This window comes from uncultured Streptococcus sp., from assembly GCF_963518475.1.
In the GTDB taxonomy this organism is placed as follows: Bacteria; Bacillota; Bacilli; order Lactobacillales; family Streptococcaceae; genus Streptococcus.
The window spans coordinates 41,531-59,567 of sequence record NZ_CAUQJA010000012.1 but is presented as its reverse complement, the minus strand read 5'-3'; the positions used below and the strand labels follow the sequence as shown (position 1 = coordinate 59,567).

Annotated in this window: 19 protein-coding genes; 15 read left to right on the top strand and 4 right to left on the bottom strand. The window is 38.2% G+C overall.

Translation table 11 applies throughout. The annotated features are described in order from the left end of the window. The first annotated feature begins 71 nt into the window (after positions 1 to 71). The 14 genes from RYK12_RS06355 to RYK12_RS06290 all read left to right on the top strand — a co-directional run bounded on the left by RYK12_RS06355 (position 72) and on the right by RYK12_RS06290 (position 12,791). Positions 72 to 683 (top strand): hypothetical protein, encoded by a 612-nt coding sequence (locus tag RYK12_RS06355; protein ID WP_033686909.1) that lies wholly within the window; start codon positions 72 to 74, stop codon positions 681 to 683. Positions 684 to 890: 207 nt separating this feature from the next. Continuing rightward, a complete protein-coding gene (locus RYK12_RS06350) occupies positions 891 to 1,367 on the top strand; it encodes a PTS sugar transporter subunit IIA (protein ID WP_314847843.1) in 477 nt (158 codons plus the stop codon). A 38-nt stretch (positions 1,368 to 1,405) separates the two neighbouring features. After that, positions 1,406 to 1,711 carry a PTS sugar transporter subunit IIB gene (locus RYK12_RS06345; protein WP_016398704.1) on the top strand — a complete coding sequence of 102 codons (306 nt, stop codon included), beginning with the start codon at positions 1,406 to 1,408 and terminating at the stop codon, positions 1,709 to 1,711. Positions 1,712 to 1,758: 47 nt separating this feature from the next. Continuing rightward, positions 1,759 to 3,234, top strand: coding sequence for a PTS galactitol transporter subunit IIC (locus RYK12_RS06340; RefSeq protein ID WP_247953013.1), 1,476 nt, complete (start codon positions 1,759 to 1,761; stop codon positions 3,232 to 3,234). Positions 3,235 to 3,437: 203 nt separating this feature from the next. Next, complete coding sequence (locus RYK12_RS06335) at positions 3,438 to 4,334, top strand: aldose 1-epimerase family protein (protein ID WP_314847839.1); 897 nt, start codon at positions 3,438 to 3,440, stop codon at positions 4,332 to 4,334. 286 nt (positions 4,335 to 4,620) lie between these two features. After that, positions 4,621 to 5,046, top strand: coding sequence for a galactose-6-phosphate isomerase subunit LacA (gene lacA, locus RYK12_RS06330; RefSeq protein WP_000029277.1), 426 nt, complete (start codon positions 4,621 to 4,623; stop codon positions 5,044 to 5,046). Positions 5,047 to 5,194: 148 nt separating this feature from the next. Next, complete coding sequence (gene lacB / locus RYK12_RS06325; RefSeq protein WP_001216913.1) at positions 5,195 to 5,710, top strand: galactose-6-phosphate isomerase subunit LacB; 516 nt, start codon at positions 5,195 to 5,197, stop codon at positions 5,708 to 5,710. Between the two features lie 10 nt (positions 5,711 to 5,720). Then, positions 5,721 to 6,650, top strand: a complete 930-nt coding sequence (locus RYK12_RS06320) for a tagatose-6-phosphate kinase (RefSeq protein ID WP_314847836.1) — start codon at positions 5,721 to 5,723, stop codon at positions 6,648 to 6,650. A 1-nt stretch (position 6,651) separates the two neighbouring features. Beyond that, positions 6,652 to 7,632: a tagatose-bisphosphate aldolase gene (gene lacD / locus RYK12_RS06315; protein ID WP_314847834.1), complete on the top strand. Its 981-nt coding sequence runs from the start codon at positions 6,652 to 6,654 to the stop codon at positions 7,630 to 7,632. A 233-nt stretch (positions 7,633 to 7,865) separates the two neighbouring features. Beyond that, complete coding sequence (locus tag RYK12_RS06310; RefSeq protein WP_314847832.1) at positions 7,866 to 8,702, top strand: transcription antiterminator; 837 nt, start codon at positions 7,866 to 7,868, stop codon at positions 8,700 to 8,702. A gap of 35 nt (positions 8,703 to 8,737) precedes the next feature. Beyond that, the gene (locus RYK12_RS06305) at positions 8,738 to 9,055 is read left to right on the top strand and encodes a PTS lactose/cellobiose transporter subunit IIA (protein ID WP_261102409.1); all 318 of its coding nucleotides are present in this window, start codon (positions 8,738 to 8,740) and stop codon (positions 9,053 to 9,055) included. Beyond that, positions 9,055 to 10,746, top strand: coding sequence for a lactose-specific PTS transporter subunit EIIC (locus RYK12_RS06300; RefSeq protein WP_314847829.1), 1,692 nt, complete (start codon positions 9,055 to 9,057; stop codon positions 10,744 to 10,746). The genes RYK12_RS06305 and RYK12_RS06300 overlap by 1 nt, the downstream gene beginning before the upstream one ends. A gap of 338 nt (positions 10,747 to 11,084) precedes the next feature. Continuing rightward, positions 11,085 to 12,491: a 6-phospho-beta-galactosidase gene (gene lacG / locus RYK12_RS06295; protein WP_314847827.1), complete on the top strand. Its 1,407-nt coding sequence runs from the start codon at positions 11,085 to 11,087 to the stop codon at positions 12,489 to 12,491. A 42-nt stretch (positions 12,492 to 12,533) separates the two neighbouring features. After that, positions 12,534 to 12,791, top strand: a complete 258-nt coding sequence (locus RYK12_RS06290) for a DUF3884 family protein (RefSeq protein ID WP_314847824.1) — start codon at positions 12,534 to 12,536, stop codon at positions 12,789 to 12,791. 104 nt (positions 12,792 to 12,895) lie between these two features. On the opposite strand, the gene RYK12_RS06285 is transcribed toward RYK12_RS06290, so the two are convergent. The 4 genes from RYK12_RS06285 to nrdH form a co-directional block, all read right to left on the bottom strand. Then, a complete protein-coding gene (locus RYK12_RS06285) occupies positions 12,896 to 13,663 on the bottom strand; it encodes a DeoR/GlpR family DNA-binding transcription regulator (RefSeq protein ID WP_000917575.1) in 768 nt (255 codons plus the stop codon). A gap of 142 nt (positions 13,664 to 13,805) precedes the next feature. Next, positions 13,806 to 14,768, bottom strand: coding sequence for a class 1b ribonucleoside-diphosphate reductase subunit beta (gene nrdF / locus RYK12_RS06280; protein ID WP_000451386.1), 963 nt, complete (start codon positions 14,766 to 14,768; stop codon positions 13,806 to 13,808). Between the two features lie 193 nt (positions 14,769 to 14,961). Then, positions 14,962 to 17,121 carry a class 1b ribonucleoside-diphosphate reductase subunit alpha gene (gene nrdE, locus RYK12_RS06275; protein ID WP_314847822.1) on the bottom strand — a complete coding sequence of 720 codons (2,160 nt, stop codon included), beginning with the start codon at positions 17,119 to 17,121 and terminating at the stop codon, positions 14,962 to 14,964. An 80-nt stretch (positions 17,122 to 17,201) separates the two neighbouring features. Further along, entirely contained in the window at positions 17,202 to 17,420 is a 219-nt protein-coding gene (gene nrdH, locus RYK12_RS06270; protein WP_000259240.1) for a glutaredoxin-like protein NrdH, read from the bottom strand. Between the two features lie 350 nt (positions 17,421 to 17,770). Between nrdH and RYK12_RS06265 the strand changes: the two genes are divergently transcribed. Further along, positions 17,771 to 18,034 carry a phosphocarrier protein HPr gene (locus tag RYK12_RS06265; RefSeq protein ID WP_000146947.1) on the top strand — a complete coding sequence of 88 codons (264 nt, stop codon included), beginning with the start codon at positions 17,771 to 17,773 and terminating at the stop codon, positions 18,032 to 18,034. Positions 18,035 to 18,037: the final 3 nt, after the last annotated feature.

Here is an 18,037-nt window from a genome sequence, read left to right as displayed (position 1 = left end):
ATATTTTATTTGTTTTTATTAAAAATTGTAAATTAACTCCATTTATGGTAGAGTAACATATGGAGGTTATCATGAAAAAAATTTTACTTTTAGCATCTATTTTGCTTACAAGTGTCACGTTAGTGGCATGTTCAAATAAGAGTCAAACAGAATCTAGCACGAATGTGATTACTAGTTCTTCAAGTAGCCAGGAAGGGTCTACCCCGACGACTACAAGTTCTGATAAGAAGACTGAAGAAACACAGGTTATTGGTTCTGATGAGTATGGGTTCGTTAAAGTACCAAAGTCTTGGATTAAGTTCAATGAAGTACAGGGAGGCAATGATATTCAATATTCAGACGGTACGGATGTCAATATTGTCACCTTGAATACTTTTAAAGCAGAACAATTTGGTATTTCTGATAATGAATTTCAAAAACTTGAAACAGTTCGTATTTCTGATAGTATTTTTACTTCAAAAGAAAGTAATCCAGAATTCACTAAAGTATGGGGTTCTAAGTCAACTATTGGAGGTTATGAAGCCTATGTAGTTAACGCAATTTCTAAGTCTGGAAAATACATCATTACATGGATTTTTAAATCTAGTGATGGTAAGTTCAGATATGTTGCTTTAGAAGGGACTCCAGAAACATTAAAAAATCTACTTCCCATGATTGAAGAGAGTTGGACAATTCAAAAATAATTATTAAAGCAGGATTGGTATCCTGTTTTTTGTTTAAGTCATTAAAAACCGTTTTAAATGTTTGTTTTAAATGTTTGTTTTGCTTATAAAGATAAAAAATAAACAAAATAATCAAAAAAAGGACAAAAAACAACAAAAAATATTGACAACGATTTCATATAGTGTTATACTTATAGCATAAAGTTAATGGAAAGAAGGGAAAACCTTATGGGATTAGATCATTTCTTTGACAAAAACCTTGTGTTTTGCTTAGAAGCGGATAATCAAGAACATCTCTTTGATCAGGTCGCAACTTTATTGGAAGAACGAGAAATCGTGACTCCGACCTATCGTGAAGCCCTGATCACGCGTGAAAAGTCATTTCCAACTGGCTTAGATATGGAATTTTTGGGTAAGGATTTGCCGAATGTGGCTATTCCTCACACAGATATAGTTCATAATCTTGCCGAAAAAGTTGTGGTCGTTCGATTAGAAAAACCAGTGACTTTCCACAATATGATTGCGCCAGATAAGGAAGTAGAAGTATCCTTACTCTTCTTTATCATTAATAACTCAAGTTCAAGCCAAACGAACATTCTTGCTCAGTTGATGGACTTCTTTACTGGAAATGGTCATCTTGAAGACCTATCAAAAATTTCTGAACCAGAAGCCCTCTATACCTATATCTCTGAAGCAACAGCTTAATCTTGTCTATTAAAAATATAAAATCGGAGGAAATCCATATGATTAAAATTCTTGCTGCCTGCGGTGCAGGTGTTAACTCAAGCCACCAAATTAAAAGTGCTCTTGAAGAAGAACTTTCAAACCGCGGTTTTGATGTTCACTGTGATGCAGTTATGGTAAAAGACGTTAACGAAGACCTTATCAAAGGTTATGACATCTTCACACCAATTGCTGCTACAGACCTTGGTTTTGACCCAGGTATTCCAGTTATCGAAGCTGGACTAATCTTATTCCGTATCCCAGCAATGAGTGCTCCAGTATTTGACAATATTGAAGCAGCTATCAAAGAACACGGATTAAGCTAATTATCAATTTGTTAACATTCATATAACATAAAAAGGGAGGAACTGTTATGGATGCAATCTTTGGCCTAATCAAAGAATTTTTCACACCTATCTTAGATATGGGTGGGCCTGTCATCATGTTAATCATTTTGACAGTATTGGCTTTACTTTTTGGAGTGAAATTCTCCAAAGCGCTTGAAGGTGGTATCAAACTTGCCATCGCTCTTACTGGTATCGGAGCTATCATCGGTATGCTAAATGGTGCTTTCTCAGCATCACTTGCAAAATTCGTTGAAAACACTGGCATCCAATTGAGTATCACTGACGTTGGTTGGGCACCACTTGCAACAATCACTTGGGGATCTGCTTGGACACTTTACTTCTTGCTTATCATGTTGATTGTCAACGTAGTGATGCTTGCTATGAAGAAAACTGATACACTTGATGTCGATATCTTCGATATCTGGCACTTGTCTATCACAGGTCTTTTGATTAAATGGTATGCAGACAACAACGGTGTGAGCCAAGGGGTTTCACTCTTGATTGCTACAGCAGCTATCGTACTTGTTGGTGTGTTGAAAATTATCAACTCTGACTTGATGAAACCTACATTTGATGACCTTCTTAACGCACCAAGTTCATCACCAATGACATCAACTCACATGAACTACATGATGAACCCAGTTATCATGGTTTTGGATAAGATTTTTGAAAAATTCTTCCCAGGTCTTGATAAATATGACTTTGATGCTGCTAAATTGAACAAAAAAATCGGTTTCTGGGGATCTAAATTCTTTATCGGTTTCATTCTTGGTATTGTTATCGGTATTATGGGAACTCCACATCCAATTGAAGGGGTTGCAGATGCAGATAAATGGCGTCTTGTTATCAGAGGATGGTTGTCTCTTGGTTTGACTGCCGGTGTATCTTTGGAACTCTTCTCACTTATCGGTTCATGGTTCATCGCAGCCGTAGAACCACTATCACAAGGTATTACAAACGTTGCTACTAAACGTCTTCAAGGACGTAAATTCAACATCGGTCTTGACTGGCCATTCATCGCTGGTCGTGCTGAAATCTGGGCTTGTGCTAACGTACTTGCACCAATCATGTTGATTGAAGCTGTGCTTCTTTCAAAAGTTGGAAATGGTATCTTGCCACTTGCAGGTATCATCGCAATGGGTGTTACTCCAGCTCTCTTGGTTGTAACACGTGGTAAATTGCTCCGTATGATTATTTTCGGAACACTCTTGTTGCCACTCTTCCTTCTTTCAGGTACACTTATCGCACCATTTGCAACAGAACTTGCTAAAGGTGTAGGTGCCTTCCCAGCAGGTGTGAGCGAAACTCAATTGATCACTCACTCAACTCTTGAAGGACCAATCGAAAAACTTCTTGGTTGGACAATTGGTAACACTACAACTGGTGATATCAAAGCAATCCTTGGTGCTGTAGTCTTCCTTGTATTCTATATCGGTATCTTTGCTTGGTACAGAAAACAAATGATCAAACGTAATGAAGAGTACGCAGCAAAAGCAAAATAATGCGCTCCTATAAAATGTAAGCTCAATGAAAATCAAAGAGCAAACTAGGAAGCTAGCCGCAGGCTGTACTAAAGTACGGTAAGGTGATGCTGACGAAGTTTGAATTGGATTTTCGCAGAGTGTAAATTGTTGAAACTAGGTTGTCATACCATTAGGAGTGACAGCCTAGTTTTTTATAAACTATCAAGAAATCGGAGAAAATAATGGTAATTGAATTAAAATCAGAACAATTAAGAGTTGAATTTAACAGTTTTGGTGGAGCTATTTCTTCTATAAAAGATACTGAGGGACTTGAGTATTTGTGGCAAGGGGATGCTACTTATTGGAGTGGACAAGCTCCTGTTCTCTTCCCCATTTGTGGTTCTTTGAGAGAGGATACAGCCGTCTATATAGATGAGAAGGGACAAGAAAGTAAAGGAAAGATTCCTCGTCATGGTTTGGTTCGTAAGAAAGAATTTGAATTAGTTGAACAGACAGATAAGAGTGTAACTTTTGCAATTGAGGACGATGAGAATAGCTCTCAAAACTATCCTTATCATTTCAGACTAGAAATCACTTATAGCCTTACTGGCAAGACAGTACGAACTCAATACAAGATTTTCAATAAAGAAAATAGCAAGGTCATGCCTTACTTTATTGGTGGACATCCAGGATTTAATTGTCCTCTACTGGATGATGAAGTCTATGAAGATTACTATTTAGAGTTTGAAAAAGAAGAGACTTGCTCTGTTCCACGTCCTTTCCCAGAAACGGGTATGCTGGATTTTCAAGATAGAAGTCCATGGCTAGAGGGGCAAAAAGAAATAGATCTTAGTTATGATCTTTTCAGCACAGATGCAGTCACCTTAGATGAATTGCAATCTAGAACAATTGCGCTTCGTTCTCGTAAACATGATAAGGGATTGAAAGTGCACTTTACAGAGTTCTTAAATCTTATTATTTGGTCAACTTTGAATAAAGGTCCTTTCATTGCTTTTGAACCATGGTCTGGCTTGTCAACATCCCTTGAAGAAGGAGATCATCTAGAAGATAAGAAGAATGTTCGTCTCCTAGAACCTGGTCAAGTGGATCAAATTGGTTTTGATATCGAAATTTTTTAATTAAAAAACACAAAAACAAACACTAGCTGTTGACTTTTTCCAGAAATAGGAGTATATTATGTTTGTAAGCAACAAATGATGTTTGTAACAAACAAATAATCACTTGTTATATTCTCTTTCGTGGAGAAAGATTATTTCTAGGAAACTGATTTCCTAAACTTGAATAAGGTGTGTAATTCATCTCGTTCAATCCAATGTGTCAATAAACTGCTAGAAAGCTTTTTGTAGGTAAACTGCTAACCATAAAAGGTTTTACTAGCCTAGAAAAATAAAAGGAGTATACAATATGTCTATTGTTATCGGTGCAGATGCTGCAGGTTTGAGATTGAAAGAAGTTGTGAAAGACTTCTTGGAAAAAGAAAACTTCCATGTTGTGGATGTTACAGCTGAAGGCCAAGACTTTGTTGATGTGACTCTTGCTGTTGCTGCAGAAGTAAACAAAGAAGAACAAAACCTTGGTATCGTGATTGATGCTTATGGAGCTGGTCCATTCATGGTTGCAACTAAAATCAAAGGAATGGTTGCTGCAGAAGTATCTGACGAACGTTCAGCTTATATGACTCGTGGCCACAACAACTCACGTATGATCACTATGGGTGCACAACTTGTCGGTGATGAATTGGCTAAAAACATCGCTAAAGGATTTGTTAACGGTAAATACGATGGTGGACGTCACCAAATCAGGGTCGATATGTTGAACAAAATGTGCTAATACTCTTCAAAAATCAAGATAATCTGTCGTCAGCTCACTTTAGCTAACCTCAGTTATGCTCGCAGCTCGCTTCCTAAGCTAATCTTGATTTTTCTTGAGTAAGGATAAATGATATTAGATTTATATAATTAATCGGAGGGAATAACTAATGAGAATTGCAATTGGATGTGATCACATCGTAACAGATGAAAAAATGGCGGTTTCAGAATTTTTGAAATCAAAAGGATATGAAGTTATTGACTTTGGTACATATGACCATACACGTACTCACTACCCAATCTTTGGTAAAAAAGTAGGGGAAGCTGTAACTAGTGGTCAAGCTGATCTTGGAGTATGTATCTGTGGTACTGGTGTTGGTATCAACAACGCTGTAAATAAAGTTCCAGGTGTCCGTTCTGCCTTGGTTCGTGATATGACAACAGCCCTTTATGCTAAAGAACAATTGAACGCCAACGTTATCGGTTTTGGTGGCAAGATTACTGGTGAATTGCTTATGTGTGATATCATCGAAGCTTTCATCCATGCTGAATACAAACCATCTGAAGAAAACAAAAAATTGATTGCGAAAATTGAACACGTTGAAAGTCACAATGCTCAACAAACAGACGCAAACTTCTTCACTGAATTCCTTGAAAAATGGGATCGCGGAGAATACCACGACTAAGAGGTGACCTATGATTTTAACAGTCACAATGAACCCATCCATTGATATTTCCTATCCCTTGGATGAGTTAAAGATTGATACTGTCAATCGTGTGGTGGACGTAACCAAAACGGCTGGTGGTAAGGGCCTCAATGTTACCCGAGTACTTTCAGAATTTGGAGATTCTGTTCTTGCTACTGGTTTAGTTGGTGGTAAACTTGGTGAGTTTTTGGTTGAACATATCGATGATCAAGTAAAGAAAGATTTCTTCTCAATTCAGGGAGAAACTCGGAACTGTATCGCTATTCTTCACGGAGATAACCAAACAGAAGTTCTTGAAAAAGGTCCTGAAGTATTGGAACAGGAAGGTCAAGACTTTTTGGAACATTTCAAAAAACTCTTGGGCTCAGTTGAAGTAGTAGCCATCTCAGGTAGTCTGCCAGCTGGTCTTCCAGTTGATTACTATGCGAGCTTGGTAGAACTTGCTAATCAAGCTGGCAAGCCTGTTGTTTTGGACTGCTCTGGTGCGGCACTTCAGGCGGTTCTTGAATCACCACATAAACCAACAGTCATCAAACCAAATAATGAGGAATTGTCTCAGCTTCTTGGAAGAGAAGTTTCTAAGGATTTGGATGAATTAAAAGAAGTCCTTCAAGAACCTTTGTTTGCAGGTATTGAATGGATTATCGTTTCACTTGGTGCCAACGGTGCCTTTGCCAAACATGGTGATACTTTTTACAAGGTAGATATTCCTAGAATTCAGGTAGTCAACCCTGTCGGATCTGGAGATTCTACTGTGGCAGGGATTTCTTCAGGGCTTCTTCACAAAGAATCGGATGCAGAATTACTCATCAAGGCAAATGTCCTTGGTATGCTCAATGCTCAAGAAAAAATGACTGGTCATGTCAACATGGCCAACTATCAAGCTCTATATGATAAATTAATAGTAAAAGAGGTATAAAATGGCTTTAACAGAACAAAAACGTGCACGCTTAGAAAAACTTTCTGATGAAAATGGTATCATCTCAGCTCTTGCATTTGACCAACGTGGTGCTTTGAAACGCCTCATGGCTCAACACCAAACAGAAGAACCAACTGTAGCTCAAATGGAAGAACTTAAAGTCTTGGTAGCAGATGAATTGACTAAATACGCTTCATCAATGCTTCTTGATCCTGAATATGGACTTCCAGCAACTAAAGCTCTTGATGAAAAAGCTGGTCTTCTCCTTGCTTATGAAAAAACAGGTTATGACACAACAAGCACAAAACGCTTGCCAGACTGCTTGGATGTTTGGTCTGCAAAACGTATTAAAGAAGAAGGTGCAGATGCAGTTAAATTCTTGCTTTACTATGATGTAGATAGCTCAGACGAACTCAACCAAGAAAAACAAGCTTACATCGAACGTATCGGTTCTGAGTGTGTGGCTGAAGATATCCCATTCTTCCTTGAAATCCTTGCTTACGATGAAAAAATTGCGGACGCAGGTTCTGTAGAATATGCGAAAGTAAAACCACACAAAGTTATTGGTGCTATGAAAGTCTTCTCAGACCCACGCTTTAACATTGATGTCTTGAAAGTAGAAGTTCCTGTTAACATTAAATATGTTGAAGGCTTCGCTGAAGGTGAAGTGATTTATACACGTGAAGAAGCAGCAGCCTTCTTCAAAGCTCAAGATGAAGCAACTAACTTGCCATACATCTACTTGAGTGCTGGTGTATCAGCTAAACTCTTCCAAGATACTCTTGTATTTGCTCATGAATCAGGTGCAAACTTTAACGGAGTTCTTTGTGGCCGTGCTACATGGGCTGGATCAGTTGAAGCTTACATCAAAGATGGTGAAGCAGCAGCACGCGAATGGCTTCGCACAACTGGATTTGAAAACATTGACGAACTCAACAAAGTTCTTCAAACAACAGCGACTTCATGGAAAGAACGCGTGTAAGCAAGTCCTCCTAGGTTAGGAACATGAATCTAAAAAAATTTTAAAAAAGTTGTATGTAAAGGTTTACAAAATAACTTACTTGTGCTATACTTAAATCACAAGTTAATACAAGGTGAGTGTTACTAAGTAATATTAGGCATGATCACAGGTGAATTAGAAATCGGCTGATTTCCTAGTTCATTTGTGGTCATTTTTTGTACTAATATACCTTTAAGATATAAAAGGAGGTTTACATGTATCGAATTCTAAATCCAATAAATCACAATGTTTCTCTTGTCAGAAATGATAAAGGAGAAGAAGTGATTGTGATTGGTAAGGGGATTGCATTTGGAAAGAAGAAAGGGGATTTGATTGCTGAACATCAGGTTGAGAAAATTTTTCGGATGAAGACCGAAGAGTCCAGAGAAAACTTTATGGCTCTCCTCAAAGATGTTCCGCTTGATTTTATCACAGTGACCTATGAAATCATTGATAAACTATCAAAGAAATATCATTATCCGATTCAAGAGTATCTCTACGTAACCTTGACAGATCATATTTACTGTTCTTACCAAGCTCTAGCACAAGGAAGGTACAAGGATAGTAATCTGCCAGATATTTCCACTAAGTATCCTGTCGCTTTTCAAATCGCAAATGAAGCATTTGAAATTTACCGTCAGAAGCTAGCAGATCATTTTCCTGAGGACGAAATTATTCGGATTGCTTATCACTTCATTAACGCCGAAGGCGAGAATGAAGTGGAAGTGGTTGAGTCGATTGATAAGAGGAAAGAAATTCTTAGGAATGTTGAAGAAGTGCTAAAGGGTTATGCAATTCAACGAACCAAAGAGAATAATCATTTCTATGATCGCTTTATGATTCATTTGAATTATTTCTTGGATTATTTAGACAGATCTAGAGATGATAACCAATCACTTCTGGATATGGAAGACCATGTCAAACAATCCTATCCAAAAGCCTTCGAGATTGGTTCCAAGATCTATGATGTGATTACGCAACATACGGGTCTTGATTTGTATAAAAGTGAACGAGTTTATCTAGTTCTACATATCCAACGTTTATTGTCATAAAATTTTATTTAAAACTATATAAGGAGAATTCTATCATGAATAGAGAAGAAGTAACATTGTTAGGTTTTGAAATCGTAGCCTATGCTGGCGATGCTCGTTCAAAACTATTGGAAGCCTTGAAGGCTGCTGAAGCTGGTGATTTTGAAAAAGCGGACGCTCTGGTAGAGGAAGCTGGTAGCTGTATTGCAGAGGCTCACCACGCCCAAACAAGTCTATTGACTAAGGAAGCAGCTGGCGAGGATTTGGCTTATAGTGTAACCATGATGCATGGCCAAGACCACTTGATGACAACTATCTTGTTAAAAGATTTGATGCACCATTTAATCGAACTTTATAAGAGAGGAGCTAAATAATGAATAAGTTAATTGCATTTATCGAGAAAGGAAAGCCTTTCTTTGAAAAACTATCTCGAAATATCTATCTTCGTGCTATTCGTGATGGATTTATCGCAGGAATGCCAGTCATTCTATTCTCAAGTATCTTTATCTTGATTGCCTTTGTACCAAACTCATGGGGCTTTAAATGGTCTGATGATGTTGTTAATCTCCTTATGAAACCTTACAGCTATTCAATGGGTATCTTGGCTTTGTTGGTAGCTGGTACAACAGCTAAGTCATTGACCGACTCAGTAAACCGTAGCATGGAGAAAACAAATCAAATCAACTATATGTCAACATTGTTGGCAGCAATTGTTGGTTTGTTGATGTTGGCAGCTGACCCTATCGAAAATGGTCTAGCTACTGGATTCTTGGGGACAAAAGGTTTGCTTTCAGCTTTCCTTGCTGCCTTTGTTACAGTAGCTATCTATAAGGTCTGTGTTAAGAACAACGTCACCATTCGTATGCCTGACGAAGTTCCACCAAATATCTCACAAGTCTTTAAAGATGTGATTCCATTCACTCTCTCAGTTGTTTCACTTTATGCTCTTGATTTACTAGCTCGTCATTTTGTGGGTGCAAGCGTAGCTGAATCAATCGGTAAATTCTTTGCACCGTTATTCTCTGCAGCTGATGGCTATCTTGGTATTACCATTATCTTTGGTGCCTTTGCCTTCTTCTGGTTTGTTGGGATTCATGGTCCATCTATCGTTGAACCAGCTATCGCAGCTATTACCTATGCCAATGCCGAAGTCAACTTGAACCTTCTCCAACAAGGAATGCATGCTGACAAGATTCTTACTTCTGGTACACAAATGTTTATCGTTACCATGGGTGGTACTGGTGCGACACTGGTTGTTCCATTCATGTTCATGTGGTTAACAAAATCAAAACGTAACCGTGCAATCGGACGTGCTTCAGTAGTTCCTACCTTCTTCGGTGTAAATGAACCAATCTTGTTTGGTGCACCACTTGTATTGAACCCAATCTTCTTCATTCCATTTATCTTTGCTCCAATCGCAAACGTTTGGATTTTCAAATTCTTTATTGAAACTCTTGGAATGAACTCATTTACTGCTAATCTACCATGGACAACTCCAGCTCCACTAGGTTTAGTTCTTGGTACTAACTTCCAAGTTCTATCATTCATTCTTGCTGCTCTTCTAATTGTGGTTGACGTAGTTATTTACTATCCATTCCTTAAAGTCTATGATGAACAAATTCTTGAAGAAGAGCGTTCAGGTAAATCTAATGATGAATTGAAAGACAAAGTTGCTGCAAACTTCAACACTGCAAAAGCGGCTGCTATTCTTGAAAAAGCGGGTGTAGAAGCAGCACAAAATAAAATCACTGAAGAAACAAATGTCCTCGTTCTCTGTGCTGGTGGAGGTACAAGTGGTCTCCTTGCAAATGCTTTGAACAAGGCAGCTGCAGAATACAATGTTCCTGTGAAAGCAGCAGCAGGTGGCTATGGTGCTCACCGTGAAATGTTGCCAGAGTTTGATCTTGTTATCCTTGCTCCTCAAGTTGCTTCAAACTTTGAGGACATGAAAGCAGAAACAGATAAACTTGATATTAAACTTGCGAAAACAGAAGGCGCTCAATACATCAAATTAACTCGTGATGGAAAAGGTGCTCTAGCATTTGTACAAGCTCAATTCGATTAACGATAGGGACTGTGAAACAGTCTCCTCTCGTTACGGAAATCGCTATGGCGAATTTCCTAATCGCCTTGTTAATTCGTTGGTAAAAAGATATCGTTTTTACCTCCTCATGTCACAATTCGATTAATAATAGGGACTCTGAAATAGTCTCCTATCGTTACGGAAATCGCTATGGCGAATTTCCTAATCGCCTTGTTAATTCGTCGGTAAAAAGATATCGTTTTTACCTCCTCATGTCACAATTCGGTGACTTGGTACAAGAAGTGAGATGGAGAAGGATGGCTCACTGACTCCTCTCCTCTCACTTTTACTTTATTTAAATCAAGAAATAGGTGAAAAAAATGACAAAAACATTTCCAAAAGACTTTATTTTTGGTGGCGCAACAGCTGCCTATCAAGCAGAAGGTGCTACACATACTGATGGTAAAGGACCAGTAGCTTGGGATAAATATCTTGAAGATAACTACTGGTACACTGCAGAACCAGCCAGTGATTTTTACAATCGATATCCAGTTGACCTCAAGCTAGCAGAAGAGTATGGTGTCAATGGTATTCGAATTTCTATTGCTTGGTCACGTATTTTCCCAACCGGTTACGGTCAAGTAAATGCTAAAGGTGTTGAGTTTTATCATAATCTATTTGCAGAGTGTCACAAACGTCACGTTGAGCCCTTTGTAACTCTTCATCACTTTGACACGCCAGAAGCTCTCCACTCAAATGGAGACTTCTTAAACCGTGAAAATATCGAACACTTTGTAGATTACGCTGCCTTCTGTTTTGAAGAATTTCCAGAAGTAAACTATTGGACAACCTTTAATGAAATTGGACCAATCGGTGATGGTCAATACTTGGTTGGTAAATTCCCTCCAGGTATTCAGTACGATCTTGCCAAAGTCTTCCAATCGCACCACAATATGATGGTGTCTCATGCACGTGCAGTCAAACTATATAAAGATAAAGGTTATAAAGGGGAAATTGGTGTTGTTCATGCCCTGCCTACTAAATATCCTCTAGATTCTAAAAATCCAGCAGATGTTCGTGCAGCAGAGTTGGAAGATATTATTCACAATAAATTTATCTTGGATGCAACTTATCTAGGTCGCTATTCAGCTGAAACGATGGAAGGTGTCAACCATATCTTATCAGTCAATGGTGGTAGCTTGGATCTTCGTGAAGAAGATTTTACAGCATTAGAAGCTGCAAAAGACTTGAACGACTTCCTTGGAATCAATTACTATATGAGTGACTGGATGGAAGCCTTTGATGGAGAAACTGAAATCATCCATAATGGTAAGGGTGAGAAAGGAAGCTCTAAATACCAAATCAAAGGTGTTGGTCGTCGTGTAGCTCCTGACTATGTGCCACGTACGGATTGGGATTGGATTATCTACCCTCAAGGTTTGTATGACCAAATCATGCGAGTGAAGAAAGATTATCCGAACTACAAGAAGATTTACATCACTGAAAATGGACTTGGTTATAAAGATGAGTTCGTTGATAACACTGTTTACGATGATGGTCGTATTGATTATGTGAAACAACACTTGGAAGTATTATCTGATGCTATTGCAGATGGAGCGAATGTAAAAGGTTACTTCATTTGGTCATTGATGGACGTCTTCTCATGGTCAAACGGTTATGAAAAACGTTACGGTCTCTTCTATGTAGACTTTGAAACTCAAGAACGTTATCCTAAGAAATCAGCTCACTGGTACAAGAAAGTAGCGGAAACTCAAGTGATTGAGTAGTAGAATGAGTAATTAGATATAGAATTCTAGTGAGGCAAAAAGATGTTCAAAGATTTTATCAAATCTATTTATGAAAAAGTTTATATTATCAATTTTGATAAATGTTCTCAAATACCTTGTTTGACTAATGAGGAGCTGAAAAAACTTGGGAAATGGTATGTCTCTACCGGTAAAGAATGGATTTGCCATTCAGACTATGAGCTAGAAGAATTTAAAAATATCTTTTTAAATTTTATCAGTCCTGAAGAACGAGATAATATCTCCTTTGATTCAGATTTTATGCCGTTTCAACAATCATAAAGAATCTAGGAAACTCTTTGTAAAAATCTTCATCAAAAAATGCGTCATATCAAGATTCTTATTTTCTTGATATGACGCATTTTATATTTTATCAATCCTCAGTTTTATGGTTTAGAAAGAATAATTTTTGTTTGTTTTGAAAGTTGTTCAAACGTTTCTTTGCTCAGTTTAGAATCTGAAACGATGGTATCAATATCAGAGATATTGTAGAAGGTATAAAAATCAAATTTATTGAACTTACTATTGTCAGCTAGTAAGTATTTTTTATTGGAATTGTTGAGGGCGATGCGTTGGGATTCACCTTCCTCTTCACTAAAGGTCGCAATCGCATTGTCCTGAATACCATTACAGCTAACGAAGGCTTTAGAAAATTGAAGATTGGCTAAGTTTTGCAAGGTTAGTGTTCCCACAAAGGCTCCAGTGATAGAGCGGTAGTTTCCACCGATTAAAATCAAATCTGTTAGTTTTCGTTCGTTTAAGATGAGAAAGACTGGTAAACTGTTTGTTACAACACGAATATTATCAATTGGAAGTTCACGGGCAAAAGATTCTAAGGTCGTACCAGGGCCGATAAAAATAGTTTCACCCTCATCAATTAAATGGCCTGCAAAACGGCTAATTTCTTGTTTTTCTGCAATCTGTAAGCTTTGTTTTTCAATATTGGAACGTTCATTATTTAAAATAGAACCTGTGCGAATTTTCTCAGCTCCACCGTGCACCCGAACAAGTAAATCCTTGTCAGCTAACTCTTGTAAGTAGCGTCTAGCAGTCATATCAGACACATCCAAGCGAGTCATTATTTCTTTGACAGTAATAGTTCCCTTTGTATTTACCGTTTCTAGAATATTATCTAGTTTTTCTTGCTTTAACATCGTTATCACCTCTATTTCTATTACTATTTTATCATAAAGTATCCAATCAATCAATTTAAAAAACAAAATAAAACAAAAACAAAAATATCATGGTTGTTTTAAACAAACCATGATATTTGTTATCAGTTCTGGGATAATTGAATTAGTCCAAACCGTAGTTGTAGTCATCGTCTTGCATAGCTTCAACTTCGCCAAGAAGGTAACCATTTCCGACTTGAGAGAAGAAGTCGTGGTTAGATGTTCCTGTTGAAATACCGTTCATAACGATTGGGTTGACATCATCAGCTGAATCTGGGAAGAGTGGATCTTGACCCAGGTTCATGAGTGCCTTGTTGGCATTGTAGCGAAGGAAGGTTTTGACTTCTTCCGTCCAACCAACACCGTCATAGAGGCTTTCTGTATAGCCTTCTTCATTTTCATAAAGAGTGTAGAGCAGGTCGTACATCCATTCTTTGAGTTTTTCTTGCTCTTCTTCAGGCAATTCATTGAAACCGAGTTGGAATTTGTATCCGATATAGGTTCCGTGAACAGACTCATCACGAATGATCAATTTAATGATTTCAGCGACGTTGGCTAGTTTATTGTTACCAAGATAGTAGAGGGGAGTAAAGAAACCAGAGTAGAAGAGGAAGGTTTCGAGGAAGACGCTGGCAACTTTCTTTTCAAGTGGGCTACCGTTTAGGTAGATTTCGTTGACAATCTCAGCCTTCTTTTGTAGGTAAGGATTGGTATTGGTCCATTCGAAAATTTCTTCAATCTCAGCCTTAGTATTCAAGGTAGAGAAGATTGATGAGTAAGATTTAGCGTGAACAGATTCCATAAATTGGATGTTATTGAAAACAGCTTCCTCATGGGGTGTACGGATGTCCGCGCGAAGGGCTTGAACCCCAGTTTCAGATTGCATAGTATCGAGAAGTGTTAAACCACCAAAGACTTTCCCAACCAAGTCTTTTTCTACATTTGATAGCTTTCTCCAGTCATCCAAGTCATTTGACAAAGGAATACGTGTATCGAGCCAGAATTGCTCCGTCAGCTTTTCCCAAGTTGATTTGTCGATGACATCTTCGATGGCATTCCAGTTAATGGCTTTGTAGTAAGTTTCCATTTGAAATCTCTTTCTGTGTTTAGTATTGCGAACTCACAATTATCTCTATTTTATCATAATCCTAGAGTAGTTTCGCACAAAAAGTCGGAAGCCCGACTTTTTGTTTTTCCATAGTATAGATGCTTATTCCAGTTTAGTTTAGCAGGGTGAATGAATCACTTATCTGAGAAAATGTAGTTTCCTCAAGCAAAGATTAAATCACACAGCTTTCACATTGGTTAGCACCGACTTCTCCACCATCATCAGTAAAGGTACGGACGTAGTAGATAGACTTGATTCCCTTGTTAAAGGCATAGTTACGAAGGATAGACAAGTCACGTGTCGTTTGTTTGTTTTCCTTCTTCCATTCGTAAAGACCTTTTGGAATGTCACTACGCATGAAGAGTGTGAGTGAAAGTCCTTGGTCCACATGCTCAGTTGCAGCAGCATAGACATCAATCACTTTACGCATATCCATGTCGTAAGCAGAAGTGTAGTAAGGAATGGTTTCTGTTGACAAGCCAGCAGCAGGGTAGTAGATTTTACCGATTTTCTTTTCTTGGCGTTCCTCGATACGTTGTGTAATCGGGTGGATAGAAGCAGAAACGTCGTTGATATAGCTGATAGAACCATTTGGAGCTACAGCAAGGCGGTTTTGGTGGTAAAGTCCATCTTCTTGAACCTTGTCGCGAAGTTCAGCCCAGTCAGTAGCACTTGGGATAAAGACATCTTTGAAGAGTTCTTTAACACGGTCTGATTTTGGAATAAATTCGCCAGTCACATACTTGTCGAAGTAGCTTCCGTTAGCATAGTCTGATTTTTCAAAGTTGTGGAAGGTGATACCACGTTCACGCGCAATATTGTTTGACTCAACTAAAGTCCAGTAGTTCATAAGCATAAAGTAGATGCTAGTAAACTCAACAGACTCAGGTGACCCATATTCAATCAATTGTTGGGCAAGGTAGCTGTGAAGTCCCATGGCACCAAGACCAAAGGTATGAGCTTGGCTATTTCCGTGGTCGATGGTAGGAACAGCTACGATGTGCGAACTATCTGTAACGAAAGTAAGGGCACGAACCATAGCACGGATAGAACGACCAAAATCAGGGGAAGTCATCATGTTAACCACGTTGGTTGAACCAAGGTTACATGAAACGTCCGTTCCCATTTGAAGGAATTCTTGAGCATCGTTGATCAAGCTTGGTTCTTGGACTTGAAGAATCTCAGAACACAAGTTACTCATAATGATTTTTCCATCAACGGGATTTGCACGGTTAGCCGTGTCGATGTTGACTACATAAGGGTAGCCAGATTCTTGTTGCAATTTAGAGATTTCAGTTTCCAAATCACGCGCCTTGATTTTTGTCTTGCGGATATTTGGATTTGCGACTAGCTCATCGTATTTTTCAGTGATGTCGATGTAGTTAAATGGCACACCGTATTCAAGCTCTACTGAGTAAGGGCTGAAGAGGTACATTTCTTCATTTTTACGAGCTAATTCGTAGAATTTATCGGGTACCACGACACCAAGTGAAAGGGTCTTAACACGAACCTTCTCATCAGCATTTTCCTTCTTAGTTGAAAGGAAGGCGATGATATCTGGGTGGAAGACGTTAAGGTAAACAACACCAGCTCCTTGACGTTGTCCCAATTGGTTAGAGTAAGAGAAACTGTCTTCAAAGAGTTTCATAACAGGTACGACACCAGAAGCGGCTCCTTCATATCCTTTAATAGGAGCGCCAGCTTCACGAAGGTTGCTGAGGGTAATTCCCACACCACCACCGATACGTGACAGTTGAAGAGCTGAGTTGATAGAACGTCCGATAGAGTTCATATCATCAGTTACTTGAATCAGGAAACATGATACCAATTCACCACGACGAGCACGTCCAGCATTCAAGAAGGAAGGAGTAGCAGGTTGGTAGCGTTGGTGGATGATTTCATTGGCAATATCGATGGCAACAGCTTCATTGCCATCGGCGAAATAAAGGGCGTTAAAGAAGACGCGGTCTTCCATACTTTCAAGATAATATTCACCGTCATTTGTCTTCAAGGCATATTGATTGTAAAATTTATAAGCTGCCATGAAAGACTTGAATTGGAAGTTTTGTTCTTTAATAAATTGAGCTAATTCTTCCAAAAATTCTGGACGGTATTTCTTGATAAAGGCTGTTTCGATGTAGTTGTGTTCAATGAGGTAGTTGATTTTATCCTTGATTGAATCAAAAACCATAGTGTTTGGAACTACATTTTCTTTAAAGAAGGCATCCAAGGCTTCCTTATCTTTATGAAGCATGATTTGTCCATTGACAGGACGGTTGATTTCGTTATTGAGACGGAAGTAAGTCACGTCCTCAAGATGTTTTAATCCCATAAAATTTCCCTTATCTAATTACAAAAGAAAGGCTTCTAAGTTAGCCCTAGAAGCAGTTTCTTCTGGATGATGTACTAAGATTATGCTAATTGTTTCAGTTTTCCTGGTTGGAAACCTGAAAAGACTTCAGTTGGTGTTTGGATAACAGGAGCTGCGCTGAAACCGAGCTCTTTAACTTGATCGATGTACTCAGGTTGCTCATCAAGATTGATTTCGCGATAAGCGACATTATTACTGTCCAAGAAACGTTTGGTCATCTTACATTGGACACAGTTGTTTTTAGAATAAACGGTTACCATTGTGTAACTCCTCTTTCAAAATAGATTACTTTCTTAGTATATCAGAAAATAAATTTTTGTCAATGATTTGAAACTAAATATAGTGGTCTTTTTTTCTGCTCAAGCTCACAAAACACAATATGTAGTGTTTGTTTTGTGAGATAGTGATAATTATCCTATAAGTTGTTTTTTGAAAAACTATATCCTGTGTTTTGTTATCTAGAATAGAAGATTTTCAGCAAGTTATCTGAAAGGAAATCGAATAAATCCCATAAAATGCTTGAAAAAAATCCTAGAAGATGATATAATACCAAATTGTAAGGGTTATCACATATAACTCAAAAAAGAAAGAACAAAAGGAGAGTCAAACTATGGCTTCTAAAGATTTCCACGTAGTGGCAGAAACAGGTATTCACGCACGTCCAGCAACATTGTTGGTACAAACTGCAAGCAAATTTGCTTCAGATATCACTCTTGAGTACAAAGGTAAATCAGTTAACCTTAAATCAATCATGGGTGTTATGAGTCTTGGTGTTGGCCAAGGTGCTGACGTAACTATCTCAGCTGAAGGTGCAGATGCAGATGACGCTATCGCTGCAATCTCAGAAACAATGGAAAAAGAAGGATTGGCATAAGGA

What these genes read in the sequence shown, in the direction of transcription:
- RYK12_RS06355 (WP_033686909.1), top strand. Translation starts at nt 72, where the DNA reads ATGAAAAAAATTTTACTTTTAGCATCTATTTTGCTTACAAGTGTCACG.
- RYK12_RS06350 (WP_314847843.1), top strand. Translation starts at nt 891, where the DNA reads ATGGGATTAGATCATTTCTTTGACAAAAACCTTGTGTTTTGCTTAGAA.
- RYK12_RS06345 (WP_016398704.1), top strand. Translation starts at nt 1,406, where the DNA reads ATGATTAAAATTCTTGCTGCCTGCGGTGCAGGTGTTAACTCAAGCCAC.
- RYK12_RS06340 (WP_247953013.1), top strand. Translation starts at nt 1,759, where the DNA reads ATGGATGCAATCTTTGGCCTAATCAAAGAATTTTTCACACCTATCTTA.
- RYK12_RS06335 (WP_314847839.1), top strand. Translation starts at nt 3,438, where the DNA reads ATGGTAATTGAATTAAAATCAGAACAATTAAGAGTTGAATTTAACAGT.
- lacA (WP_000029277.1), top strand. Translation starts at nt 4,621, where the DNA reads ATGTCTATTGTTATCGGTGCAGATGCTGCAGGTTTGAGATTGAAAGAA.
- lacB (WP_001216913.1), top strand. Translation starts at nt 5,195, where the DNA reads ATGAGAATTGCAATTGGATGTGATCACATCGTAACAGATGAAAAAATG.
- RYK12_RS06320 (WP_314847836.1), top strand. Translation starts at nt 5,721, where the DNA reads ATGATTTTAACAGTCACAATGAACCCATCCATTGATATTTCCTATCCC.
- lacD (WP_314847834.1), top strand. Translation starts at nt 6,652, where the DNA reads ATGGCTTTAACAGAACAAAAACGTGCACGCTTAGAAAAACTTTCTGAT.
- RYK12_RS06310 (WP_314847832.1), top strand. Translation starts at nt 7,866, where the DNA reads ATGTATCGAATTCTAAATCCAATAAATCACAATGTTTCTCTTGTCAGA.
- RYK12_RS06305 (WP_261102409.1), top strand. Translation starts at nt 8,738, where the DNA reads ATGAATAGAGAAGAAGTAACATTGTTAGGTTTTGAAATCGTAGCCTAT.
- RYK12_RS06300 (WP_314847829.1), top strand. Translation starts at nt 9,055, where the DNA reads ATGAATAAGTTAATTGCATTTATCGAGAAAGGAAAGCCTTTCTTTGAA.
- lacG (WP_314847827.1), top strand. Translation starts at nt 11,085, where the DNA reads ATGACAAAAACATTTCCAAAAGACTTTATTTTTGGTGGCGCAACAGCT.
- RYK12_RS06290 (WP_314847824.1), top strand. Translation starts at nt 12,534, where the DNA reads ATGTTCAAAGATTTTATCAAATCTATTTATGAAAAAGTTTATATTATC.
- RYK12_RS06285 (WP_000917575.1), bottom strand. Translation starts at nt 13,663, where the DNA reads ATGTTAAAGCAAGAAAAACTAGATAATATTCTAGAAACGGTAAATACA.
- nrdF (WP_000451386.1), bottom strand. Translation starts at nt 14,768, where the DNA reads ATGGAAACTTACTACAAAGCCATTAACTGGAATGCCATCGAAGATGTC.
- nrdE (WP_314847822.1), bottom strand. Translation starts at nt 17,121, where the DNA reads ATGGGATTAAAACATCTTGAGGACGTGACTTACTTCCGTCTCAATAAC.
- nrdH (WP_000259240.1), bottom strand. Translation starts at nt 17,420, where the DNA reads ATGGTAACCGTTTATTCTAAAAACAACTGTGTCCAATGTAAGATGACC.
- RYK12_RS06265 (WP_000146947.1), top strand. Translation starts at nt 17,771, where the DNA reads ATGGCTTCTAAAGATTTCCACGTAGTGGCAGAAACAGGTATTCACGCA.